This is a genomic window from Aeromonas sp. 102P, from assembly GCF_051920345.1.
GTDB lineage: Bacteria > Pseudomonadota > Gammaproteobacteria > Enterobacterales > Aeromonadaceae > Aeromonas > Aeromonas veronii.
Genome location: NZ_JBQBCZ010000001.1, coordinates 210,723 through 233,284, shown reverse-complemented (window position 1 = coordinate 233,284; position 22,562 = coordinate 210,723). Strand labels below are relative to the sequence as shown.

The following is a 22,562-nucleotide window of genomic DNA, read 5'->3' as shown; positions in this document are numbered from 1 at the left end:
TAAGTTATATGTCGTGAACTGGCGCTTCACAATCATTCTCACCTTGATATTGATAATTTACGGCGTTGAGCGCGCTCTGACGGCGAGGAGAGCGTAAAAGAGGTCTCCATGGAGTCTCTTTTTGCATTGAAACTATGGACTGGCCGTGATGGCGAGCGGAAGCCGGCGCTAAAAAAATCGGGACCAGAACAGTCCCGATTGGCATGGAGCATTGCTTACCGTTTAGTGGGCATCTTCCTGCTTGATCTTGAAGCGCATGGCGATCACCACGAACAGCAGCGGGCCAATGATGGTCCAGACGCCGGTGGAGATATCGCCGGAGATAAAGGGGGCGACCACGGTAAAGACGTTGCCGAAGGCGACCAGGATCAGGCTGATGATGGTGGCAAGCAGTACCGAGCCTGCGCTCTTGAAGAAGATCATATCCTTGCCCAGCGCCGGGTTGTTGCGATAGCGATACCAGGCGTAGATGAGGAACATGTAGGGCAGGGTCATGCCGACGTTGGTCATGGTGATGATCAGCTCATAGAGGGCGGCGGCCCCTTCCGGGTTGATCAGGGTAAAGATGGACTTGGCGGCAATGAACAGACAGACCACCCAGGCTTGCACCTTGAGGGCTTCAATCCGCACGCCATTCTCGTTCTCGCGCTGGAAACGCTCCGGCCAGAAGTAGCTCGGGGTGCCGGTGATGAACTGGCGCAGTGGCGCGTAGGAGAGGGCGATAAAGGCACCCAGATAGCTCAGGAACATGCCAAGGCCAGCAAAGCGCATGAATACCTGTCCCAGCCACTCGCCACCAAGATGGCGCCCCAGCTCCAGCATGATGATGAAGAGGGCGGAGAGAGAGGTGATCCCCTCGGCCGGGAAGTCGCTCCAGCGCATGATGGAGCCGACCGCCAGAAAGCCGATGATGTAGCAGAGCACGATGAAGGCGCCGGAGAGGAAGATGCCGCGCTTGAGGTCGCGCTCCGGATCTTCCAGCTCGTCAGCCACCCCGGCCATCGCCTCGACCCCGCCGTAGGCGAAGATGGCGAACACCATAAAGCCGAGGAAGGGGATGATGTCGTTGAATGCGGCATTGGGAGAGGCTGCCAGTGATGCCTGGGTGAGGGGCTCCTGCAGGGTCATGCCGCTCACCGCGAAGGTGAAGACGCCACCGACCAGCAGCAACACGTTGAGTGCCACCACGGAGAGACCGCCGATGGCCGCCACTTTGGCGAAGCGGGCGCTACCCAGGGTGATGAGCTTGGTGACGGTGGCAACCAGCGCGATGGCGACCACACCCAGAATAAAGGGGCCAAAGTCGATGCCGGTACCCAGGGTGACCGGGATGACGGTGATGTCGCGGCCAAACAGCATGAAGGAGAGGGGCACCCACATAGAGAGCGCCTTGCCAAACATCCAGATGACGTAGGAGGCGAACCACATGCTCAGCCCGATAAAGGCGAATCGGGTCGAGACCTCAGAGATCCCCTCATTTTTAGAGACTCAAATAATTCCAAGTGTGCGGGTATATAAGCGGTGTTGCTTCAGGTAGTAGATAAATTTATCCATCAACAAGACCGCATTGGCTTCTTTCATTTTAGGTAGCAACTGGTAATAGATGACCCCTTGCCGAAAGAACGAATAGGTTCGGCTCTTGCTGGTATTGACCTTGATCGTTCTCTCTAGACCGACACTGTCTCCAGCCTTACCCAGCAGCGTCAGCAAGACGATGGCCAGGGCACTGAATAAAAACAGTCGGTCGCGCCGGACCGGATTACTGATGTGCACATCTCCCATACCCATGCCGAATTTGTAATCTTTGATATCACGAAAACTGGTCTCGATACCCCAGCGCTGGCCGTATAGTTGCAACGCCTTGGCGGCGCTCAGGTCGGTCCGGTTACTGGCCAGAAACCACGCGTCTTTCATGCCACTCTTATGACAACAATAGACCCGTTCGACAGGCTGTCGCTGCCCAGTTAGCTCCACCGCTTTGAGGGTTCGGGTGCGCCCGGTCGGCGTTAGCCAGTCCCGAGCTGGAACCTGCTCTACACCAGGGTAACCAACCAAAACATTTCCTTTAAATCTAATGAGATAAGCAAAGCCTAGCTCTTGCTCCAGGCGTTCGAACAGCTCCATGTAACCAAAGCCGCGGTCAGCTACTACCGTCACGAAGATACCCTCTGGCAACGTCTGCTTGAGCTTGGTGAGCAGCTCTTTCTCATGGGCATTGCGTTGCCCTTTGAGCAACGATTTCCGATGGGTTTTCCACAGCAGCGGAGTACTGCGACCGTGGTTGGTTTGCAGGCTGATAACCAAGGTACTGTGATCATCGGCATCGAATTCGGTCCAGTCCATGGAGACTACGATCTCGGTACGTTCACCGACCACATAGGGCACCCAATCGTCAAAGAGGCTCCAGACATTGAGCTTGGTGTTAGTGAGCAGGCGATCCACCTGTTTAACCGCATGTTTACGTTCGAGACCGTTGGCCAAGGAGAGGCCACTACCGATGGCGTGGATGGCCAGTGAACCTGACTCGATAACCCCGAGGGTAGCATTGGCGAGGGAAAGAACACGCTTAGCATGCATGTCCTGTCCAAATATATCGTCGATGTGGTTGAGGATTAGTTCGTGGTTAAACATGGGGATAGTCTGTTGGGTATTAGCTGGTCAAGGATGGCGATCATACCTCAGAAGCCGCGCCACGCCTCGCTCATATGAGGGGATGGTTAAGGGTCGAGACCGAGTGGCGCATCCAGGTAAAGATGCCGCCCGCCTCTTTGCGAAAGCCGGTGCCGAATTCGATCATCATCAAAATGAACGGGATGAAGAAGAACAGTCCGCCGATCACGAACATCGGAATGGCGGCATATCCCATTCGGTAAAAACCGATCCCGATATTAGTGACGCCAAATACCGATGTTAATATCATCAATATAAAGGCGCCCAACTTCAGCTTTTTTGCTGACATATTAAAAACTCCCTGATGGTGCTGGATTTAAAATAATCAAAAATTAAACAGACGAAACCGGACCCATTAATAACGCGGTAGCGCCATGCCATCCTGCTGTGGCGGGCGCGATCGGGTCATCTCTGACCGGGCTGGCTTACCCGTCAGGCGGTCAATGAATGTATGGGCGGAGCGGCATGGTCTGTGCCATGCGCGGTATTGGTCAGCGTTGCCGAAAATTAACTGTGAACGATTTTATCATTAATGCTGCTGGGCAGGTAAGTTTCCCGAATGAAGCGCGAATTCAACTTCGAAGTGCGACACTCGCCTATGCCGCCTGACGGTACTCTTCGAATACCTTGACAGGCTGCCTGAATCCGAGACATTTCCGAGGTCGTAGGTTGAGCCACTGCTCCGCTCTCCTGACATCCTCGTCCGTGACCTCTCTCAGGTCTGTTCCCTTTGGGATAAACTGCCTCAACAGCCCATTGCTGTTCTCGTTCAGACCGCGCTCCCACGAAGAGTAAGGGTGCGCAAAGTAAGTCTCGGCACCCAGCGCTTCCTCTATCGCCTTGTGTTCGGCAAACTCGCCGCCGTTGTCAAAGGTGATGGTATGCACCTGCTCGATGTAGGGCGTTAACATCTCGATTATCGCATCCCGCACCACCCCAGCCTGTTTGCTCGCGACCCGCTTGACCAGATAGAGCCGGCTCTTGCGCTCCACCAGGGTGACCAGTGCACCTGTGCCTTGCTTGCCCAGCACCGTGTCCGCCTCCCAATCACCGAGCCGCTCCCGGCTATCGACGATAGCCGGCCGTTCATCAATAGAGCGGGCTTCCTTGATGGGAGAACGCAGGCTGCTCGCCCCCTTGCGGTAGCGCTTGTGGCCCTGGCGCAGATGGCGGTACAACTGGCCACCCCGGGCTTTGTCGGCGGCCACATGGCGGTATATCCACTCGTGACTCACCATGAGGCCTATCTGCTTGCCCACCGCGCTTATCTGCTCCGGGCTCCACCACCAGGCGAGTGTCAGCTCGACAAACTGGATGACATCGGCAGATAGCCGAGATTTGGCCGCACTGGCCCGTCGGTGGGTGGCGTGCTGATGCGCATTGTCTGGCTGGTAGCCCTGCGGCCCGGCGTTACGACGCAGCTCCCGGTAGAGGGTGGAGCGATGAACGCCAATGGCGCGTGCGGTGGCAAGGATGGACATCCCCTGTGCGCGAAGCACCGATAACTGGTATCGTTGCCCCTCGGTCAACTGCTGATAGCTCATGGTGATACTGCTTTTACTTTGGCGAGCAGAAGGGTACCACCAATCAGCAGTTGGCCACCTCTCGCCATTCATCCATGAGTGTCGCACTTATTATCTGAATTCCCGAAGCTGTGGTTGAAATAAACAGACCTGCCAGTTAATTGATACGTTGCGGATGTAAACATTTACGCCCGGGCCGACACTTATTTCCATTATTCGTATTCGGCATATTTGGTGGAGTGAATTACGCCATCCTGCCTGATAAATACGCACCAATGGCGACAGCGCTTATCCTCCCAGCCGGGTCAGTAGCACGCCGCCGGTAATAATGGCCGCCGCCGTCAGCCGCATGCGCCCGAGCGGCTCTTTCAGCAGCCAGACCGAGAGCAGCATGGCAAACAGCACACTGCTTTCGCGCAGAGCCGCGACCACGCCAATGGGGGCTTGGGTCATGGCCCAGATAACAATCCCGTAGGCGAGCAGTGACATAGCCCCACCTGCGGCGCCAACCAGTGCATATTGACGGATCTGGCGCCATGCCTTGCGCTTCTGGTGGACGAGCAGCACCAGCAGCATCGCCAGCCCGGTACAGGCAAAGAGCCAGAGGGTGTAGCGTACCGGTTCACCCCCTGCGCGGGCGCCGGCCCCATCCGAGAGGGTATAGGTCGCCGTGAACATGGCCGTGATCAGTGCTGCCCGAACCGCTTTGCTGTCAAGGCGCTGCTGCCCACCTCGCCAGGCCATCAGCAAGACCCCCATGATCAGCACGCAGGCGCCGACGATGCCGCCGTAACCGGGGTAGTCCCCCAGCAGCAGGGCACTTAACACCATGGCAAGCAGCGGGGCACTGCCACGGGCCAGCGGATAGATCTGGCCAAAATCGCCCTGATTGTAGGCATGGCTGAGAAACAGGCAGTAACCGATATGTAGCAGGACTGAGAGGCCGAGCCAGGGCAGCTCGGCAGCAGAGGGAAGCCCCATGGGCAGCAGCGCCACGGCGGCGATAAGACCTGAGAAGATCGCCACCAGTGACACGCCCACCAGCCGCTCTTCGCCAATTTTGACCAGCGCATTCCAGCTGGCGTGAAGCAGGGCTGCCAGCAGAACGGCAAAAAAGACGGTGGTGCTCATGGAAAAGGGCTCTCGGGCGATGGGGGTCAACAGCATACCCGCCCGGAGCCTGATTGGCCGAGATCTTTATCAAGGCTTCGGCTTTGCGGGGCTCGCCTCCTGTGTGGTGGCGTTACCCAGTTGCCCCAACACCAGTTTGGGATGGGGATCGGTCTGCAGCGGTATATCCTGCAGTGCTGTTCCCTGCTGGTGGCGGTGGATGATCCCGGCGGCCATCTTGCCCAGCGCCTCGTAGCTGCTGATGGTGCCAACGCTGCAGCCGTGTTCAACGAACAGCTCGGCACTGCAGATGGTAGGGATGGCCGCTTCGTTGAGTGCATTTAGCAAACGGGGGGCGATGGAGAGCAGATAGCTGTCTGCGGCCAGAAAGACGATGTCGTTTTTGGCATCCTGTTGCAGCCGCTTCAGTTCGTTGTCCAGCCGCCGTGGGTCAGGGGCCATTCGCCAGGTGACCATCTGCCACTGATAGCGTTTCGCTTCATTGAGCAACATATCGGCCACCAGCAGGGTGTTCTGCTCACGGGGGTTGAAGGGTAGCAGCAGCCGTTTGCCGGTGGCCAGATGCTCGCTGGCGTTGGCCAGTTGCAGTGCCATCGGCACCATGTTGCTTACCCCGGCCACCATGCTGTTCTGGGCTTTGTCTTCCGAGAGGATGTCTGCCCCGACCGGGTCGGATACCACATTGAAAATCAGAGGCTTGCGGTTGGCTACCAGACTCTTTGTCATGGTGGTGGCGGTGGTGCCAAAGGTGTAGATGTAGTCGTATTCGGCCAGTTTCGGCAGCATCTGCTGGCGCAGCATGGTTGCCAGCGCCGTACGATCCTGATCGGCGTTATAGGTGGTGATGGTGGCCTGATAGCCAAGGCGGGTCAGCTCTGCTCGAAAGCCCGCTTCGGCTGCGGTTTCACCGCGCCACAGCACCATGGCGATAGAGAGGGCGTGAGCGGGAAGAGCCAGCAGCAACAGCAGGACGAAAAGCAGCCTGACCATGATCATCTCTCCGGCGATACATCTACTGTTGAGCCTAGGCCACTTTCTCCGGTCGTGAGCGACGCTCAGCAAAAAGCGCGATGGCAAGCCATCGCGCTTTGGGGATCCGCAAAACCTCGATTAGAAGTCGTAGCGGGCAGCCAGCTGGAAGTCATCCTTGTTGGCAGTCGCTTTGCCGGCTACGCTGTCCAGATTGTTGATACGGTACTCGCCAATCACCCGCAGGTTCTTATTGAATTTGTACTGGGCACCCAGGGTGTAGTAGTCAATGGCATCGGTTTTCGTGCCGCCAGTGACTTCCTGCTCCTGTTTGTTCCACAGGGCCATCAGACCGAAGCCGTTCTCGAAGTTGTAGCCCAGCGCGGCTTCCCAGCCGGTATGATCGGTGCCACTTTGGACAAAGTCAGAGCCATCGGCATAGCTCAGAGCCGCATAGGCTGCCTTGTTGTCGAACTTGGCTGAGATCAGCCATAGCTTTGCGTCTTCGGTATTCTTTTCCTGACGTTGGCCAACGTTGTAGGCGGTACCCAGTGACAGATTGAACGGGAAGGTATAAGCCACTGCTGCACCATAGGCTGGGTCTGCGGCGGAGATCTTGTTGCTGCTCTTGTCTTCTTCTTGGCCGCCATCAAATTTGTAGCTGGCATCAAACTGGAAGCCATTGAACAGGCCGGAATACTTCAACACAGAACCGGCGCGGTTGGTGGCGAAGGTGTCGGTCTTGGCGCCCAGCGCTTCGTTGCCGTAGCCGTCGGAGAGGGAGACATCAGTCCAGTCGGCCAGGAAGCCAGGGGCCCCTTTCTGGCGACCGAAAGTCACGGTACCCCAGTCAGCGCCGACGCCGGCAAAGGCCAGACGGGTGCGCAGGTTGTCTGTGCTTCCATCTTTACCCAAGGTCTTTTCGCTGTCGTTGATGTACATTTGCACTTCGTACTGGGCCAATGCTTTCAGACCGCTCTGGATCTGGGTCTCGGCCTTGGCGCCGAAACGGACAAACTGGTTGGCCCCTTGCTTGGCGCTGTAATCCTTGGTGCCATTGATAGTATTCGGGTTTGTTGTATCGACCCCTTCCTTCTTGTCACCGAAGAAGTGACCCGCATAGACGCGGCCATAGAGATCCAGCATGGAGGTGTCATTTTTGTACACTTCAACGGCTTGAGCCTGGAAGGCTGCGGTGAGAGCCAGTGCCACTACAGTCAGCTTTTTCATCTTAATCCCTTGTGGTGTTGCAAGCTTTTGTTTTGAAAACGGGGTCATGCTAGGCAGCAGGGATGACAGCGGGGTGACAGTTGGATGAAAAGTCGATGGCAATTGGGTTGCAATTGGATGAATTGGCTACATTCTTGCTCGCAGCGGCTACTTTTGTGCGCAAAGGTTTGCCCTTGTGGTAGAATGCCGCCCGTTTTCGAGCTCCATAGGTTGGATATGCGATGAGACGTGAACTGGCAATCGAGTTTTCCCGAGTGACGGAAGCGGCTGCACTGGCTGGCTACAAGTGGCTCGGACGTGGTGACAAGAATATCGCTGATGGGGCGGCCGTAGCGGCCATGCGCCACATTCTCAACCAGATCGAGATCGATGGTGAGATTGTGATCGGCGAAGGTGAAATTGATGAAGCGCCGATGCTCTATATCGGCGAGAAGGTCGGTACCGGACACGGCGACGCGGTGGATATCGCGGTCGATCCCATCGAGGGTACCCGCATGACCGCCATGGGTCAGGCCAACGCGCTGGCCGTGCTGGCGGTGGGCGACAAGGGTTCTTTCCTGAAAGCGCCTGACATGTACATGGAAAAGCTGATCGTCGGGCCCAAGGCCAAAGGCGCCATCGACCTGGATCAGGCTCTCGAGCTGAACCTGAAGTCCGTGGCCAAGGCGCTGGGCAAGCCGCTCTCCCGTCTGACCGTCATTACCCTGGCCAAGCCGCGTCATGACAAGGCAATCAAGGAGATGCAGGGTCTGGGTGTGCGGGTGTTCGCCATTCCTGATGGTGACGTTGCCGCCTCCATCCTCACCTGTCTGCCGGACAGCGAAGTCGACATGCTGTATGGCATCGGCGGCGCACCGGAAGGGGTGATCTCCGCTGCGGTGATCCGCGCGCTGGATGGCGACATGCAGGCCCGTTTGGTGCCGCGTCACCGCGTCAAGGGTGACAGCCCGGAAGTGCGTGCGCTGGGCGAGCAGGAAATTGCCCGCTGCGAAGCGCTGGGTATCGATGTCAACAAGGTGCTCAAGCTGGAAGACATGGCGAAGAATGACAACGTCATCTTCTCCGCCACCGGCATCACCAAGGGTGATCTGCTGGATGGCATCACCAGCGATGGCGTGATGGCGACCACCGAGACTCTGTTGATCCGTGGTAAATCCCGTACCATTCGTCGTATCAAGTCGATCCATTACCTGGAACGCAAAGACAGCGTGGTACGCGACATCATCCTGTGATGATGGCTCGCTGAACCGGCTGTGTTGTCTGAAGCCCGATCGCCCGTGCGGTCGGGCTTTTTGTTGTGCGCCAGCTACGTTTGTGCCGCCGCTTCGGCTATGGTGGCTCAGACCGTCCCAAAGGAGTGGAGTCTATGGAGTGCCGTAGCGGCTGCGCTGCCTGTTGCATCGCCCCCAGTATCAGCAGTGCCATTCCCGGTATGCCAGATGGCAAACCGGCTGGCGTCCCCTGTATCCAGCTCGATAGCGCCCTTGGCTGCAAGATCTTCGGTCAACCGGAGCGGCCGGCGGTATGTGGCGGCTTTCGTCCGATGGCGGATGTGTGCGGCAGCCACCGTGCCGAGGCCATCTGGCTGATCGGCGAGCTGGAGCGGCTCACCACCTGACGAGAGCAGGGTGAAGAGATAAAAAAAGAGGCCGCATCATGCGGCCTCTCGCGTTTCTGTTCGCCGGGGATCAGATCCCCGCCAGCTCCAGTGCCTGACGATAGTACTCGTTGGCCTTGTTGGTGAGGCGGCGTTTGTCCATCAGCTGGCCGAGAGCGTGATAGGCGGCGGCGCTCGGCGCCCGCTCCACCTCCTGCTCCAGCAGCTTCTGGGCATCGTCCAGTTGACCTGCCAGCAGATAGAGCTGGGCCAGTGCGGTGTCCACCTCCGGTTGCCCCTGCTGCTTTTGCAGCAGCGTCAGCAGCGGCTGGTAGCTGTCGAGTTTCAGCTTGGGCAGGCGAGCCAGCAGCTGTGGCATCGGCTGTTTGCGCAGCGCCTCCTGCCACAGGGTGGCGGCCTCGCCATCGGCGCCCAGCTGGCGCAGCAGATCGCCGTAGCATGCCAGCAGTTCTGGCTCGAGGCGCAGCTTGCGCGGCAGATCCTGCCATACCGCTTTGAGGGTCTCGAGGCTGCCGGCAGCCTGTTGCAGGCGGCCACACCAGGCCTGTTGCAGCAGATCTTCTTCCTGTTTCGGGGTCAGCTTGCCGACCTTGTGCAGTGTCGGGATCAGGTCGCATAGGGCACTCCAGTCCTGACGGGCCAAATGCACCTGGCGCAGCTGATCCAGCACCATGGGGTGGCGCGGGTTGAGGGCGTAGACCGACTCCAGCATCGCCAGCGCGGTATCGTACTGGCCCTGCTCGATCTGCAACTGGGTCTGGGTCAGGGTGAGCGCCAGCTCGGCCTTGGGATTCTCCTCCTGCGCTTTTTGCAGGTATTGATCCCGGCGGGCGTCGTCACCACGGGCCTGTGCCGCCTTGGCGGCGCTCAGGTAGTTGAGCAGCGGGGTGTCGCTGTTGCTGGCCCCCTTGATCATCAGCTTTTCAGCCTGACTGTAGTGCCCTTCGGCCATTGCCAGGGTGGCGGCGACGGTCTGTTGATTGGCCTTGCGGCGGCGGCGCGAGCCGTACCAGCCGAGGGTCTTGCGGCGCAGGCCGAATACCCGACCCAGCAGCCACTCGACGATCAGCAGGGCGCCGTAGAACAGCACGGCCAGGATCACCGCGCTGGTGACGGAGGATTCGATGGTGTAATTGCCAAGGGCAATCAGCACGTAGCCCTTGTTGCCGGAGGCTTGCGGGCCAAAGATCAGCCCTGCGACCATCACGGCAACCAGAATGATTATACGGATCATGGTGCCCTCCTCAGCTGCTAGCCAGAATGCGTTGCAGGCGTTCGGTTAGCACCTGCTCCAGCATGGCCTGGGTCTTGAACTGGGCCGGATAGTCGATCTGGATCTGCTCACCCTTGAGCTTGTCGATCTCGCCTTGCATGTAGCGGGTGGCGCTGTTGTCGGTGTCGAAATACTGGGTCAGCCAGCGTTGGGCCTTGTCCAGGCTGTCTTCGTAGAGCGCCTGCTGCTCGCGATAGACGGAGAGCTGGGCCTGCAACAGCTTGGTCTTGAGGTTTTCACGCAGGAAGATCTCCTGCTGCGGCGAGAGCAGCGCCTCGACCGCGCCATCGCGGCGACGGATGGTGACGAAGTTCTCGGTGAACTTGACCCAGTTCTTCTTCAGGTTGCTCTCCCACTCGTCGGGATTGGTGCTGACCGCCTGATCCGGCTCGGCCTTGGCTTCCGGCATGCTGACGGTGGAGAGGGGCAGCAGCTCGATCTGGTCGGACAGTGCAGCCAGCTTGAGGGTCAGCCCCTCGCGGTCGATGCGCGGCATCCCCTTGAGCTTGGCGATATCCTCGGCCAGCGCCTTGCGGATCGGCATCAGGCTGGGGTCGTTGAGGGCAGCAATCCGCTCATCGGCATTGCCGAGCAGGGTGATGGCGGAGACGAGGTCATGCTCCAGCCACAGTTTGCGGCCCGCCATCCGTACCAGATACTCGGATTCGGCCAGCATCCAGTCGTTGGGGCGCTTGTCATTCAGATCCAGTACCCGGTTCTGCAGACCCTGCATCTCCCCCTGCAGCCGCTGCTGGGTTTGATCCAGCGCGGCCAGCTGCTCGGCATCCTTGCTGCTGGTCTGGTCGATCTTGCTCAGGGCGCTCGCCAGCTGCTGCTTGAGCTGGGCCAGTTCGGCCTGCTGGGCCACGGCATTCTTGTGACCGTGCAGATAGAGACCGCCGGTCAGGCCAAGGGCCAGCAGGATGGCAACCCCTCCCAGTACGGCACCGGAGCGGCTCTTGCTGCCATTGACCGCAGCGGTCGGCTGGGGTTTTACCTGGGATTCTTGTTGTTCTGTCATTCCATCTTCCTCAGTTCCAGTGCGGCCGTCAGGGCCTGGTTGGATGCACCTTGGGCAATCGTGATATGGATAAAGCCCGCGGAGTGGGCCATCTCGGCCACGCGCGGGCTGGGGACCACCAACAGGCGGTCAAAAAGCCAGGGATGCTGGTGGTCGGGAACCAGCTCCAGCAGCCGTTGCAGCAGTTCACCACTGGTAATGAGCAGGCTGTCCAGCCCCGCTGCCTGCCAGTGGCGGGTCAATCTGTCCCCGTCCAGCTCGGGGTAGTGGCGCTCATAGGCCGCACAATAGTGCACCAGAGCACCGCGTGAGGCCAGCGTGCTGGCAATGAGATCCCGCCCGCCATTGCCGCGCAGGATCAGTACCCGTTTGCCTGCTATCTGCTGCAGGGCGGGCAGGGCCAGCAGCCCTTCGCTGCGCGGGTCATCCGGGCAACTTGCCGTGATGCCGATGGCGGCAAACGCATCTGCGCTGGCCTGACCCACCGCAAAGTACTCAATATGTGGCCAGATCTGACCAGTTTGCAACAGAAAATCGTGTGCAAAATGAACGGCATGGATGCTGACGGCGATAACCGCGTCGGCACTGCGCAACAGGTCGGGCAGGAGAGGGAGTTCGCTGCCCGCCACGGTTTCCAGCAGTGGGCAGCAGAGTGGTGCATGGCCGTGCTGGCGCAGCAACTGCACCAGCTCGGCGGCCTGGGCGGCCGGACGCACCACCAGCGGGGTCATGCGCGGTAGACCTCGGCCAGGATCTCGTCGGCACCGGCGGCCAGCAGGCGCTGGGCCAGTTGCTCGCCGAGGGCCTCACCGTCGGTCAGCGGACCGCGGATCTCGTCACGGATCACCTGGGTGCCATCCGGGCTACCCACCAGACCACGCAGCCAGATCTGCTCGCCGTCGACCAGTGCGTAGGCTCCGATAGGCACCTGACATCCCCCTTGCAGGGCGCGGTTCATGGCGCGTTCGGTCAGCACCCGGGCGCGGGTCTCGGCGTGTTCCAGCGGCGCCAGCAGAGCGTGTAGCTCAACATCGTCGAGGCGGCATTCGATGCCGACAGCCCCCTGACCGTTGGCCGGCAGGCTCTGCTCCGGCTCGATAAAGGCGGTGATGCGGTGCGCCATCTCCAGTCGTTTCAGACCGGCGGCGGCGAGGATGATGGCGTCGTACTCACCGGCATCCAGCTTGGCGAGGCGAGTGTTGACGTTGCCACGCAGGTCGCGGATCACCAGATCCGGGCGGGCGGCGCGCAGCTGGCACTGGCGGCGCAGGCTGGAGGTGCCGACAACGGCCCCTTGCGGCAGTTCGGCAATGGCCTTGAAACGGTTGGAGACGAAGGCGTCGCGGGGATCTTCCCGTTCGCAGATGGTGTGCAGACCGAGCCCCTCGGGGAACTCCACCGGAACGTCTTTCATGGAGTGAACGGCGATATCGGCCCGCCCTTCCAGCATGGCGGTCTCCAGCTCCTTGACGAACAACCCCTTGCCACCGACCTTGGCCAGCGGGGTATCGAGGATCTTGTCACCCTGAGTGCTCATGGGCACCAGTTCGACCTGCAACTGCGGGTGCAGGGCTTCGAGCCGGTCTTTGACAAAGTTGGCCTGCCACAGGGCCAGCGGGCTCTTGCGAGTGGCAATTTTCAGGGTTCGGGCTGCCATATCAATCAGTTGTTTCATTTTTAGAAGGAAATCGATATTACCACCCTTTGCCCGGGCTTTCATGGCGGAGCCGGCAAAAGCGGGGCCAAGCTCAAAAATGCATGCTGAAAATGATTTTCATTAAGCAAGTGGTGTTGATTAATTCATTGAATGTATTGGAATTTAATGATTTCCCCTGATACTTGATGTGGTCATACCAGAAATAATCTGGTGTTTAGCTGAAGGCTTGTTTACCACCGCTGTTTGCATTGTTAACATGATCACACTTTTTTGACGTATCCCCCTTTTGGTGCGTCATTTTCACTTAGGTGATAGGCAGGGCATTGCAGGAACACATCGATACGCTGGTTGCGCGTTATGACGACATTACCCGTCTCAAGACGCAACGGGCGTTAGGCCTCATGAGTCGCTATGGGCAGCAGGTATTCCAACTGCTGCCTGTCATGCTGCACTTCAATCATCCCCTGCTGCCCGGTTATGTCTCCGGTGATGTCCCTCATGGCATCTGGAGCTTCAGTGCCACCGCCGAGCAGCAAGCCTTTATCGATGACCTCTGCCGCAACGCCAACTGCCAAAGTGGTCTGGCCACCCATGATCGGGCCATTCAGGGGCTCTACTCCATGGGCAGCACCTCCTCCATCGGTCAATGCTGTCACTCCGATCTCGATATCTGGGTCTGCCACGTGGCCGGTTTGTCGCAGGAGCGGCTCGATCTGCTGGAGCTGAAGTGCCAGCAACTCTCCAAGTGGGCCGAACAGCGCGGGGTCGATCTCAACTTCTTCCTGATCCCGGAAGACAAGTTCCGCCAGACCAACGATGCCCAGATGCAGGGGGAGAGCTGCGGCAGTGCCCAGCACCTGCTGCTGCTCGACGAGTTCTACCGCAGTGCCATGCGTATAGCGGGCAAACGCTTGATCTGGTATCTGGTGCCCACCGAATGTGATGATCACTACGATGCGTATGTGAACGAGCTGTTCGAGAGCGGCAAGCTCAAGCAGGATGACTGGCTCGATCTCGGCAGTTTTGACCGTATTCCGGCCGAAGAGTATTTCGGCTCCGCCCTGTGGCAGCTCTACAAGGGGATCGACTCCCCCTACAAGGCGGTGCTCAAGTCGGTGCTGATGGAAGCCTACTCGCACGAGTATCCCAATACCCGCCTGCTGTCGATGATTGGTCGCGACTGGTTCCAGCACAACGAGGGGATGCACTACCGGCTCGACAACTACTGTCTGATGCTGGACAAGGTGACCAACTACCTCAAGTCCATCGGCGACATGGCGCGGCTCGATCTGGTGCGCCGCTGCTTCTACCTCAAAGTGTGCGATGGTCTCAGCCATCCCAAGGATGATCACTCCCCCGAGTGGCGCCGCGAGCAGATGAGCCAGCTGGTCTCCTACTGGGGCTGGAGTCAGGACAAACTCTATCAACTCGATCATCGCCACGAATGGAAGATTGAAGAGGTGAAGATCGCTCATGCCGAGCTGCTGGAAGCCCTGATGCAGAGCTACCGCAACCTGATCCAGTTCGCCCGCCGCAACAACATCAGCGAGTTGATCAACCCGGAAGATATCGGCATTCTGTCGCGCAAACTCTACGCCGCGTTCGAGAGCCTGCCGGGCAAGGTGCAGCGCATCAACCTCAAGATCGCGCCGGATCTGAGCGAGCCGGACCTCAGCTTCGTGCAGGTGCCCCACGGTCGCCTCAACCGCGCCGGCTGGTACCTCTACAAACATTCGCTGGAGCCGGTGGACATCATTGGCCGCGCGCCGCTGGAGTTCAACGGCTACATCAGCAAGCTGGTCTCCTGGGCCTACTTCAACGATCTGCTGATCCCCCAGTCGCGGGTGCACCTGTTCAATCAGGGCTCGGATCTGCACATCGACAATCTGCACCAGTTCTGCCGCGATCTCTCCGGCTGCTTCCCCGAGAAGTACCCGCTGGCCACCAACCTGGCCCTCAGCCGACCATGCGAGATCCGCCAGCTCTCCATCTTCCTCAATCTGGAGATGGACCCGACCAGCCACTGGGTCGGTCAGGTGATCGAATTTGACGCCAATACCGTGGATGTCTTCTCGTTCGGCCGCAATCAGGAGTGTCTGGTGGGATCTGTGGATCTGGTCTACCGCAACTCCTGGAGCGAGATCCGTACCCTGCACTTCCAGGGGGATGAAGCCGTGGTCGATGCCCTCACCACCATCCTCGGCAAGATGCATCAGGATGCTGCCGCCCCCGAGATGATCGAGGTGTTCTGCTACAGCCAGCACTTCCGCTCTCTGGTGCGTTCCCGCTTCCAGACCCTGGTGGCGGAGTGTATCGACCTGCGCCTTGCCCGCGACAAGCAACAGCTGGTCAAGACCATGGCCCTTGGCCGCGAGAAGTACGGCATCTTCTTCGAGCGGCGCGGGGTGTCGGTGAAGAAGCTGGAAAACGCCATCGATTTTTACCGTCACATCTCCCACAACAAGCTGGATCACCTGCCGCTGCGGCTCGACAAGACCCACAGCCAGCATCTGCCGAGCATCGTCGATGCCTACGCCAGCGAAGGGTTGGTGCAGTTCTTCTTCGATACCCGTGATGCGGGCACCAACATCTATATCCTCGATGAGGCGAACCGGGTGGAGATCTACCAGCACTTTGCCGGCAACAAGGATGAGCTGGTGGCGGGGGTCAACCGCTTCTACACCTCCAATCACGAGCGGTTCAGCGATGATGGGCAGTTCATCAACTTCAACCTGCCCCAGTACTACGAGATAGTACAAGTGAATGGCGAGCTGGATGTGATCCCCTATCGCAGTCAGGGCACTCTGCGCGAACAGGTGCCGCCCGCTCGGGAAGTGGGTTGATCCGCCAGTTGGACTCGCTATAAAAAACGGCCTGCAGATGCAGGCCGTTTGCTTTACTGGAGAGGCTCAGGCGCCGAGGCGAGCCAGCAGCCAGCTGCGAATGTCGCCCAGCTGCGGGCGGCAGATCTCGTGACGCATCGGGTACTCGTGCCACTCGGGGGCGAGTCCGGCGCTTTCCAGCCGCTTCTTGGCATCCCAACCGAGCGACAGGCTCACCACATCGTCATAGATGCCGTGCATGTAGCAGATGGGCAGGGTGCGAGCGGCCTCGCTCATCTCGCCGAGCAATTTGTCGGGGGCTGCCAGATAGGTGGACATGCAGAGCAGGCCAGCCAGCACTGCCTGGTAGCGCAACGCGGTGAAGGAGGCAACCACCCCGCCCTGAGAGAAACCTGCCAGCACGATATGCTCGGGGGCAAACCCGTCGGCCACCAGCTGATCGAGCAATGCGGCAATCTGGTCGGCTGATTCACGGACATGAGACTCCACTGCCCGCTCGGCGGGATCCTCGAAGCTTTTGATGTCATACCAGCCGCGCATCTTGTAGCCCATGTTGATGGTGATGGGGCGCTCCGGCGCATCCGGCAACAGGTGACGCACCGACAAGTCGGCGGGCAGATCCAGCGCCTCCACCAGCGGGGCGAGACCGGCGCCGGAATCACCCAGCCCATGCAGCCAGATCACCGCATGACGGGCGCCCTGCGGGTGCAGGTCAATCATGGGAACACCACCTCTTCGCCCGCCTGGGCGGTGCAGGATTGGCTCAGCAGCGCCTTGAGCTCGTGGCCGAAGCGGTTGTCGATCCAGGTGTCACCCTGCAGTTCGAAGTGGAAGCCGTTCTCGCGGGTGGCGACCCAAATCTGGTGCAGTGGCTCCTGCTTGTTGATGATGACCTTGGTCTTGTTCTCGAAAGAGAGGGTCAATACGCCGCCGTTGCGTTCGCAGTCGATATCCGGATACCCCTCGTCGAGCGTGTCTTCCACATATTGGAAAAAGGCGTCTGTCAGGGCGTGATACTCGTGATCCTTCATCGGTTTATCCTGTTGCTTTTAACAATGTGAGTGCGATTATAGAGGGCCAAAAATTTTTTCGCAGCGAACCATTATGATCACTCAGTTCACCAAGTGTCTGCTTGCCACTCTTCTGTCCCTCGGGTTGGCCGCGTGCGGTCTGAAGGGGCCGCTCTATATGCCGCCCCCCGAGCAGCCACAGAGCCAGAGTACACCGCAAGCAGCACCGCCTGCGACCACTGAGGCTGCCACCGAGGCCGCGCCGCACTAATGCCGCACCCATTCTAGGAAGGAACCGCCCCCTTGGATCACTTTAACTACGACGCCGACGGCCAGCTTCAGGCCGAGCAAACCTCGCTGCAACAGCTTGCCGAGCAGTACGGTACCCCGCTTTACGTCTACTCCCGTGCGACCCTCGAGCGCCACTGGCACGCCTTCGACAAGGCCGCTGGCGATATTCCCCATCTGATCTGCTATGCGGTGAAGGCCAACTCCAACCTGGCGCTGCTCAACCTGCTGGCCCGTCTGGGCTCGGGGTTTGACATCGTCTCCGGTGGCGAGCTGTCGCGGGTACTGGCGGCGGGCGGTGATCCGGCCAAGGTGGTCTTCTCCGGGGTCGCCAAGAGCGAAGCGGAGATGCGCCTTGCGCTGGATAAAGAGATCCTCTGCTTCAATCTGGAGTCGGAAGCCGAGCTGGAGCGCCTCAATCGGGTGGCGGGCAGCATGGGCAAGAAGGCTCGCGTCTCGGTGCGGGTCAATCCGGATATCGATGCCGGTACTCACCCCTATATCTCCACTGGCCTCAAGCAGAACAAGTTCGGCATTCCCATCGAGCTGGCGCCCGCCATCTATCGCAAGGCGGCCGCGATGGCGAACATCGAGATCGTCGGGGTGGATTGCCATATCGGCTCGCAACTCACTGAATTGAATCCCTTTATGGAAGCGGCTGACAAGCTGCTGCGGCTGATCGACGGTCTGGCTGCAGAAGGCATTCATATCCACCATCTGGACGTGGGGGGCGGCCTTGGGGTCAACTATGGTTCCGAGCAGCCCCCTCATCCGACCGAGTATGCCGAAGCGCTCAAGCAGAAGCTGGCGGGCCGGGATCTGACCCTGCTGTTCGAGCCGGGCCGCGCCATCGTCGCCAATGCCGGTGTGCTGCTGACCCGGGTCGAGTACCTGAAGCCGGGCGAGACCCGCAACTTCGCGCTGATCGATGCCGGCATGAACGACATGCTGCGCCCTTCGCTCTACGGCGCCTGGATGAACATCATCGAGGTGGATAGCCGTGCCGGCCATGCTCCCGCGATCTATGACGTGGTGGGCCCGGTGTGCGAGACCGGCGACTTCCTCGGCAAGGAGCGCACTCTGGCCATTGCCGAGGGTTCCCTGCTGGCAGTGCGCTCGGCCGGTGCCTACGGCTTTACCATGTCATCCAACTACAACACCCGTCCGCGCGCTGCCGAAGTGCTGGTGGATGGTGCCGAGGCGCACCTGATCCGCGAGCGTGAGCAGTTGGCCGATCTCTGGCGCGGTGAGCACCTGCTGCCCTGATGCAGTAGATAGAGATGACAGAATTTTACAGCCCTGACAGCACAGGAGTGCGCGATGTGTACAGATTGTTCAAGGATGCATGGGGCTGTGGCCAATGACTTCATAGTGGTTGATGGTGAGTATTTACAGCCCTAACAGCACAGGAATGCACGATGTGGATAGATTGTTCCAGGATGCATGGGGCTTTGGACAACGACTTCATGGCGCTTGGCGACCCTTGGTTCGGTGAATTTTTACAGCCCTAACAGCACAGGAATGCACGATGTTGATAGATTTTTCCAAGATGCATGGCTTGGGCAACGACTTCATGGTGGTGGATGGCGTCACCCAGAAGGTATTTTTCAGCAATGACGTCATCAAGAAGCTGGCAGATCGCCACTTCGGGATCGGCTTTGACCAGCTGCTGCTGGTGGAGCCGCCCTATGACCCTGAACTCGACTTTCACTATCGCATTTTCAATGCCGATGGCAGCGAGGTGGAGCAGTGTGGCAACGGTGCCCGCTGTTTTGCCCGTTTCGTGCGTCTCAAGGGACTGATCAACCGGGATCGCATCGCGGTCAGTACCGCCCGGGGTCGCATCGTGTTGCAGCTGGAGGGGGAGAATCAGGTCACGGTCAACATGGGTGTTCCCCAGTTTGAGCCGGGCAAGATCCCGTTCCGGGCCCAGAAGGCAGAGAAAACCTATCTGCTGCGGGCGCAGGAGCATACCGTGATGTGTGGCGTGGTCTCCATGGGTAATCCCCACTGTGTCATCGAGGTGCCTTCGGTCGCCGATGCACCGGTCGAGACGCTCGGTGCCATCATGGAGCGCCACGAGCGTTTTCCCGAGCGGGTCAACGTCGGTTTCATGGAGATGGTCAACGCCACCGAGATCAAGCTGCGTGTATTCGAAAGGGGCTGTGGCGAGACCCTGGCCTGCGGCACCGGTGCCTGTGCGGCGGCAGTGATTGGCATCAGTCAGGGCAAGCTCAAGGAGCGGGTTACCGTCAGTCTGCCGGGCGGCAAGCTGACCATCGCCTGGAAGGGGCCGGGCCAGCCGGTCTATATGACAGGTCCCGCCGAGCATGTGTTTGACGGCCAGATAGAGGTTTAGCCGATAAAGGTTCAGGTACGGGGGGCGTTGGCCCCCTTTGCCCATGATGTCGGGGCAGCGAGCCCCATTTCTCTGATGGATCAACCAATTTATGAGCGAACTCAAACGGCAGGAGCAATCGGTGGATGAAGCCACTGTGCTGGAGTACCTGGCCCGTTATCCCGAGTTTTTCCAACGCCATGCCGCCGTGCTGGACAGGATCCGCATTCCCCATGAACGCAAAGGGTCGGTCTCGCTGGTCGAGCGCCAGCTGGAGCGTCAGCGCGAGCGGATCGAACAGCTGGAGCAGGAGATCACCGAATTGATGGGGATCGCCAGCGAGAACGAGCGGATCTTCCGGGTCTATGCCGATCTCTACGGCGAGCTGTACGGTTGCCAGACCCTGTTCGAGGTGAGTGCCGTGATGGGCAAGGCCTTTGTCCAGCGGCTGCGCCTGACCGGGCTGCGGCTCTGGCTCAATCCCAAGAAGTTTGCCCTGAGCGGGCCCGAGCAGCGTTTTTTGGCACAGGGCAAGCAGCTCGAATCCCTGCTGGGTCAGCGTTTGCCGGGGCAGGATTACTACTTTGGCCGCCTGAGCCAGAGCGAGAAGCAGGCGCTGTTTGGCCACGATGTGCTGGTCAACTCGGTGGCCCTGATGCGGCTCGGCGATCTCGGTGTGCTGGCCTTCGCCAGCTCGGATCCCGGCCACTTTACTCCCCACAACGACACCCTGCTGCTGGGCCAACTGGGGCGCCTGCTGCAACTGCGTCTGCCCGAGTTGACTCATGGCTAGAACACCGGCCAGGGCGCCCGCCAAAGCTCCCGTCGTCGCACCGCCACTGCCTGCGGCACTGGCGGACGAGCTGGCGGCCTTTATCGAATACCTGAGGGTCGAGCGTCAGCTCAGCCCTCATACCCGCAATAACTATCAAGCCCATCTGGAGGCGATGACCGCCGAGCTGGTGGCCCTGGGGCTCACTGACTGGGGTCGGCTCGAGGCGAGTCAGGTGCGCACTCTGGTGACCCGGATGCACAAGGGGGGACTTGCTCCTCGTTCCCTTTCCACCAAGGTCTCGGCCCTGCGCAGCTTTTGCGACTGGCAGGTGCGGCAGGGGCGGCTGACCGCCAATCCGGCCCGCGGCATCGTCACCCCCAAACAGGGGCGGCCGCTGCCGAAAAACCTCGATGTGGACGAGATGCACCAACTGCTCAACATCACCGACGAGCAGGATCCGCTGGCGGTGCGGGATCGCGCCATCATGGAGTTGATGTATTCCTCAGGGCTGCGTCTGGCCGAGCTGGTGGGGATCAATCTGGTGGATCTGAAGCTCGACGACCGTCAGCTCAAGGTGACCGGCAAGGGCTCGCGGGAGCGGGTGCTGCCCATAGGCCGGATGGCGGTCGAGTGGCTGCAGAAATGGCTCAAGGTGCGCCCGCTGCTGGCCGGGGATGAGAGCGAGGCGCTGTTTGTCTCCAGCCGCAAGCAGCGGCTGTCGGCCCGCTCGGTGCAGGCCCGCCTTGATGGCTGGGGCAACAAGCAGGCGCTCAACGCCCACGTCCATCCCCACAAGCTGCGCCACAGCTTCGCCACCCATATGCTGGAGTCCTCCGGCGATCTGCGGGCGGTGCAGGAGCTGCTGGGACATGCCGACCTCTCTACCACCCAGATCTATACCCACCTCGACTTCCAGCATCTGGCCAAGGTTTACGACAGTGCCCACCCCAGGGCCAAGCGTGACCCGGATGCGCAGGACGATGAATAGCGGGCCCTGAGCCCCGTTGCAGAGGAGAGTCCATGCACTTCTATCGCCGCTGGCAGCCGGTTGCTGCCATCTCGTTTGACCTCGATGACACCCTCTATGACAACGGCCCCGCCATCGTGCGCGCCGAACAGTGGATGCTGAACCATCTGCGCAGCGAATATCTGGCCACCGCCATGCTCGACAAGCCACGCTGGCTGGAGTTAAAACGCGCCGTGTTGCTGGCCAACCCCGAGCTGCGCCACGATGTCAGTCTGGCGCGCCAGCAGACCATCCGCGCCGCCATGGTGGCGGGGGGCATGGCTGACCAGCATGCCAGTCGCGAGGCGGAGCAGGTGTTTGCTGCGTTTCTGGCAGAGCGCTCGAAGATCGAGGTGAGCGAGTCCACTCATCAGCTGCTGGCCAGACTGGCCGAACGCTACCCACTGGTGGTCATCACCAACGGCAATCTGGATCTGGCGCAGGCAGGGCTGGATCACTACTTCACGCTGGTCTGCAAGGCGGGGGCGGGCGCCAGAATGAAACCGGCACCGGATATGTTTGAGCAGACCCGCAGCACCCTCAAGTTGCCAGCAGAGCGGATCCTCCATGTGGGGGATCATCCCGAGACCGATGTGCTGGGTGCCCGCTTGCACGGCTTTCGCGCCGCCTGGCTCAACGAGCGGCGGCAACCGTGGCAACAGCTGCAACTGTTGCCGGACGTTGAGCTGACGGCACTGGAGGAGCTGGCCGAGCTGCTGCTCTGATGGCGCAGGCGGGTGGCCCGGCTTAAGCGGTAATGGCTGTCAGCGAATAGCGATATATGGCAAGGGATTACGCCCGCTATTTGCGACAAACCAGCCCGAGCAGGGTGTAGCGATCGCGCTGGTTGACGCGGCAGTAGCTGATGCCGACGGGCAGCGCCTGCTGCAGGGTGATGGCGCTGTTCTGATAGCGGCAGACCAGATAGAGCGGGCGCAGGCTGCTATCGAGCTGGCTCCAGTAGTGGATCTCGTCGCTGTCGCCATTATCCGGTTTGAGTGGGGCCAGCTCGGCAGGATCTCCGTCGAACAGGGCCAGATTATCGAGCCGGTGACTGAGGGTTTCGTCCGGTTTGCCATCGTCATTGCGAGTGAACGCCTGCCAGCCCTGTTGCGGGGTCAGCAGCTGCTGTCGAGTCTCGATGGTGGCGGGACAATCAAATTGCAGGCTGGCGGCAAGGGCCAGGGTAGTCAGTAACATGGCTGCGGTT

Annotated in this window: 23 protein-coding genes; 9 read left to right on the top strand and 14 right to left on the bottom strand. The window is 59.9% G+C overall.

What is annotated here, in order from left to right:
- Positions 1–222 precede the first annotated feature (222 nt).
- From ACTG1K_RS01150 to ACTG1K_RS01120, 7 genes are all read right to left on the bottom strand, one after another.
- On the bottom strand, positions 223–1,428 hold the full coding sequence (locus ACTG1K_RS01150) for a glutamate/gamma-aminobutyrate family transporter YjeM (protein ID WP_440004718.1): 1,206 nt from the start codon (positions 1,426–1,428) through the stop codon (positions 223–225).
- A gap of 60 nt (positions 1,429–1,488) precedes the next feature.
- Entirely contained in the window at positions 1,489–2,631 is a 1,143-nt protein-coding gene (locus tag ACTG1K_RS01145) for an IS4-like element ISAs18 family transposase (protein WP_041204923.1), read from the bottom strand.
- A gap of 70 nt (positions 2,632–2,701) precedes the next feature.
- Entirely contained in the window at positions 2,702–2,959 is a 258-nt protein-coding gene (locus ACTG1K_RS01140) for a hypothetical protein (protein WP_440004717.1), read from the bottom strand.
- 307 nt (positions 2,960–3,266) lie between these two features.
- Positions 3,267–4,214: an IS30-like element ISAs2 family transposase gene (locus ACTG1K_RS01135; RefSeq protein WP_019706001.1), complete on the bottom strand. Its 948-nt coding sequence runs from the start codon at positions 4,212–4,214 to the stop codon at positions 3,267–3,269.
- 267 nt (positions 4,215–4,481) lie between these two features.
- A complete protein-coding gene (locus tag ACTG1K_RS01130; RefSeq protein WP_310886059.1) occupies positions 4,482–5,360 on the bottom strand; it encodes a DMT family transporter in 879 nt (292 codons plus the stop codon).
- Between the two features lie 33 nt (positions 5,361–5,393).
- Entirely contained in the window at positions 5,394–6,314 is a 921-nt protein-coding gene (locus ACTG1K_RS01125; RefSeq protein ID WP_259584588.1) for an ABC transporter substrate-binding protein, read from the bottom strand.
- Between the two features lie 120 nt (positions 6,315–6,434).
- Positions 6,435–7,523 (bottom strand): porin, encoded by a 1,089-nt coding sequence (locus ACTG1K_RS01120; RefSeq protein WP_201973931.1) that lies wholly within the window; start codon positions 7,521–7,523, stop codon positions 6,435–6,437.
- 221 nt (positions 7,524–7,744) lie between these two features.
- On the opposite strand from ACTG1K_RS01120, the gene glpX reads away from it, so the two are divergent.
- Both glpX and ACTG1K_RS01110 read left to right on the top strand, forming a co-directional pair.
- A complete protein-coding gene (glpX, locus tag ACTG1K_RS01115) occupies positions 7,745–8,755 on the top strand; it encodes a class II fructose-bisphosphatase (protein ID WP_005336386.1) in 1,011 nt (336 codons plus the stop codon).
- 134 nt (positions 8,756–8,889) lie between these two features.
- Complete coding sequence (locus tag ACTG1K_RS01110; RefSeq protein ID WP_040068787.1) at positions 8,890–9,141, top strand: YkgJ family cysteine cluster protein; 252 nt, start codon at positions 8,890–8,892, stop codon at positions 9,139–9,141.
- A gap of 70 nt (positions 9,142–9,211) precedes the next feature.
- Here ACTG1K_RS01110 and ACTG1K_RS01105 read toward each other — a convergent pair whose 3' ends face one another.
- Genes ACTG1K_RS01105 through hemC form a run of 4 tightly spaced genes read right to left on the bottom strand, consistent with a single transcriptional unit; the run spans position 9,212 to position 13,092 of the window.
- Entirely contained in the window at positions 9,212–10,375 is a 1,164-nt protein-coding gene (locus ACTG1K_RS01105) for a heme biosynthesis HemY N-terminal domain-containing protein (RefSeq protein ID WP_005356710.1), read from the bottom strand.
- A 10-nt stretch (positions 10,376–10,385) separates the two neighbouring features.
- Positions 10,386–11,435 (bottom strand): uroporphyrinogen-III C-methyltransferase, encoded by a 1,050-nt coding sequence (locus tag ACTG1K_RS01100; protein ID WP_005336380.1) that lies wholly within the window; start codon positions 11,433–11,435, stop codon positions 10,386–10,388.
- Positions 11,432–12,166, bottom strand: coding sequence for a uroporphyrinogen-III synthase (locus ACTG1K_RS01095; RefSeq protein WP_440004716.1), 735 nt, complete (start codon positions 12,164–12,166; stop codon positions 11,432–11,434). The genes ACTG1K_RS01100 and ACTG1K_RS01095 overlap by 4 nt, the downstream gene beginning before the upstream one ends.
- The gene (hemC, locus tag ACTG1K_RS01090) at positions 12,163–13,092 is read right to left on the bottom strand and encodes a hydroxymethylbilane synthase (protein ID WP_371166924.1); all 930 of its coding nucleotides are present in this window, start codon (positions 13,090–13,092) and stop codon (positions 12,163–12,165) included. Before hemC ends, ACTG1K_RS01095 begins: the two co-directional genes overlap by 4 nt.
- A gap of 323 nt (positions 13,093–13,415) precedes the next feature.
- Here hemC and ACTG1K_RS01085 point away from each other — a divergent pair, with 323 nt between their 5' ends.
- Complete coding sequence (locus tag ACTG1K_RS01085) at positions 13,416–15,935, top strand: class I adenylate cyclase (RefSeq protein WP_440004715.1); 2,520 nt, start codon at positions 13,416–13,418, stop codon at positions 15,933–15,935.
- Positions 15,936–16,001: 66 nt separating this feature from the next.
- Here the strand turns inward: ACTG1K_RS01085 and ACTG1K_RS01080 are convergent, their stop codons facing one another.
- Together ACTG1K_RS01080 and cyaY are read right to left on the bottom strand one after the other, a co-directional pair.
- Positions 16,002–16,655 carry an alpha/beta hydrolase gene (locus ACTG1K_RS01080; RefSeq protein ID WP_440004714.1) on the bottom strand — a complete coding sequence of 218 codons (654 nt, stop codon included), beginning with the start codon at positions 16,653–16,655 and terminating at the stop codon, positions 16,002–16,004.
- Positions 16,652–16,966, bottom strand: a complete 315-nt coding sequence (cyaY, locus tag ACTG1K_RS01075) for an iron donor protein CyaY (protein ID WP_069554181.1) — start codon at positions 16,964–16,966, stop codon at positions 16,652–16,654. The genes ACTG1K_RS01080 and cyaY overlap by 4 nt, the downstream gene beginning before the upstream one ends.
- Before the next feature lie 73 nt (positions 16,967–17,039).
- On the opposite strand from cyaY, the gene lptM reads away from it, so the two are divergent.
- From lptM to ACTG1K_RS01045, 6 genes are all read left to right on the top strand, one after another.
- Positions 17,040–17,216, top strand: a complete 177-nt coding sequence (lptM, locus tag ACTG1K_RS01070; protein WP_019444858.1) for an LPS translocon maturation chaperone LptM — start codon at positions 17,040–17,042, stop codon at positions 17,214–17,216.
- 32 nt (positions 17,217–17,248) lie between these two features.
- On the top strand, positions 17,249–18,499 hold the full coding sequence (gene lysA, locus ACTG1K_RS01065; RefSeq protein ID WP_088868282.1) for a diaminopimelate decarboxylase: 1,251 nt from the start codon (positions 17,249–17,251) through the stop codon (positions 18,497–18,499).
- A gap of 262 nt (positions 18,500–18,761) precedes the next feature.
- Positions 18,762–19,592 (top strand): diaminopimelate epimerase, encoded by an 831-nt coding sequence (dapF, locus tag ACTG1K_RS01060; protein ID WP_005336371.1) that lies wholly within the window; start codon positions 18,762–18,764, stop codon positions 19,590–19,592.
- 91 nt (positions 19,593–19,683) lie between these two features.
- A complete protein-coding gene (locus tag ACTG1K_RS01055) occupies positions 19,684–20,364 on the top strand; it encodes a DUF484 family protein (protein WP_005336370.1) in 681 nt (226 codons plus the stop codon).
- On the top strand, positions 20,357–21,334 hold the full coding sequence (gene xerC, locus ACTG1K_RS01050; protein ID WP_043821861.1) for a tyrosine recombinase XerC: 978 nt from the start codon (positions 20,357–20,359) through the stop codon (positions 21,332–21,334). Before ACTG1K_RS01055 ends, xerC begins: the two co-directional genes overlap by 8 nt.
- Positions 21,335–21,366: 32 nt before the next feature.
- Positions 21,367–22,077 carry an HAD-IA family hydrolase gene (locus ACTG1K_RS01045; RefSeq protein ID WP_429077591.1) on the top strand — a complete coding sequence of 237 codons (711 nt, stop codon included), beginning with the start codon at positions 21,367–21,369 and terminating at the stop codon, positions 22,075–22,077.
- A gap of 76 nt (positions 22,078–22,153) precedes the next feature.
- Here the strand turns inward: ACTG1K_RS01045 and ACTG1K_RS01040 are convergent, their stop codons facing one another.
- Positions 22,154–22,552: an STY0301 family protein gene (locus tag ACTG1K_RS01040; RefSeq protein ID WP_440004713.1), complete on the bottom strand. Its 399-nt coding sequence runs from the start codon at positions 22,550–22,552 to the stop codon at positions 22,154–22,156.
- Positions 22,553–22,562 lie beyond the last annotated feature (10 nt).

What these genes read in the sequence shown, in the direction of transcription:
- ACTG1K_RS01040 (WP_440004713.1), bottom strand. Translation starts at nt 22,552, where the DNA reads ATGTTACTGACTACCCTGGCCCTTGCCGCCAGCCTGCAATTTGATTGT.
- ACTG1K_RS01110 (WP_040068787.1), top strand. Translation starts at nt 8,890, where the DNA reads ATGGAGTGCCGTAGCGGCTGCGCTGCCTGTTGCATCGCCCCCAGTATC.
- ACTG1K_RS01105 (WP_005356710.1), bottom strand. Translation starts at nt 10,375, where the DNA reads ATGATCCGTATAATCATTCTGGTTGCCGTGATGGTCGCAGGGCTGATC.
- ACTG1K_RS01055 (WP_005336370.1), top strand. Translation starts at nt 19,684, where the DNA reads ATGAGCGAACTCAAACGGCAGGAGCAATCGGTGGATGAAGCCACTGTG.
- ACTG1K_RS01130 (WP_310886059.1), bottom strand. Translation starts at nt 5,360, where the DNA reads ATGCTGTTGACCCCCATCGCCCGAGAGCCCTTTTCCATGAGCACCACC.
- xerC (WP_043821861.1), top strand. Translation starts at nt 20,357, where the DNA reads ATGGCTAGAACACCGGCCAGGGCGCCCGCCAAAGCTCCCGTCGTCGCA.
- lptM (WP_019444858.1), top strand. Translation starts at nt 17,040, where the DNA reads ATGATCACTCAGTTCACCAAGTGTCTGCTTGCCACTCTTCTGTCCCTC.
- ACTG1K_RS01100 (WP_005336380.1), bottom strand. Translation starts at nt 11,435, where the DNA reads ATGACAGAACAACAAGAATCCCAGGTAAAACCCCAGCCGACCGCTGCG.
- ACTG1K_RS01120 (WP_201973931.1), bottom strand. Translation starts at nt 7,523, where the DNA reads ATGAAAAAGCTGACTGTAGTGGCACTGGCTCTCACCGCAGCCTTCCAG.
- ACTG1K_RS01080 (WP_440004714.1), bottom strand. Translation starts at nt 16,655, where the DNA reads ATGATTGACCTGCACCCGCAGGGCGCCCGTCATGCGGTGATCTGGCTG.
- ACTG1K_RS01125 (WP_259584588.1), bottom strand. Translation starts at nt 6,314, where the DNA reads ATGGTCAGGCTGCTTTTCGTCCTGCTGTTGCTGCTGGCTCTTCCCGCT.
- ACTG1K_RS01150 (WP_440004718.1), bottom strand. Translation starts at nt 1,428, where the DNA reads ATGTGGTTCGCCTCCTACGTCATCTGGATGTTTGGCAAGGCGCTCTCT.
- hemC (WP_371166924.1), bottom strand. Translation starts at nt 13,092, where the DNA reads ATGGCAGCCCGAACCCTGAAAATTGCCACTCGCAAGAGCCCGCTGGCC.
- ACTG1K_RS01140 (WP_440004717.1), bottom strand. Translation starts at nt 2,959, where the DNA reads ATGTCAGCAAAAAAGCTGAAGTTGGGCGCCTTTATATTGATGATATTA.
- cyaY (WP_069554181.1), bottom strand. Translation starts at nt 16,966, where the DNA reads ATGAAGGATCACGAGTATCACGCCCTGACAGACGCCTTTTTCCAATAT.
- glpX (WP_005336386.1), top strand. Translation starts at nt 7,745, where the DNA reads ATGAGACGTGAACTGGCAATCGAGTTTTCCCGAGTGACGGAAGCGGCT.
- ACTG1K_RS01145 (WP_041204923.1), bottom strand. Translation starts at nt 2,631, where the DNA reads ATGTTTAACCACGAACTAATCCTCAACCACATCGACGATATATTTGGA.
- dapF (WP_005336371.1), top strand. Translation starts at nt 18,762, where the DNA reads ATGTTGATAGATTTTTCCAAGATGCATGGCTTGGGCAACGACTTCATG.
- ACTG1K_RS01095 (WP_440004716.1), bottom strand. Translation starts at nt 12,166, where the DNA reads ATGACCCCGCTGGTGGTGCGTCCGGCCGCCCAGGCCGCCGAGCTGGTG.
- ACTG1K_RS01135 (WP_019706001.1), bottom strand. Translation starts at nt 4,214, where the DNA reads ATGAGCTATCAGCAGTTGACCGAGGGGCAACGATACCAGTTATCGGTG.
- ACTG1K_RS01045 (WP_429077591.1), top strand. Translation starts at nt 21,367, where the DNA reads ATGCACTTCTATCGCCGCTGGCAGCCGGTTGCTGCCATCTCGTTTGAC.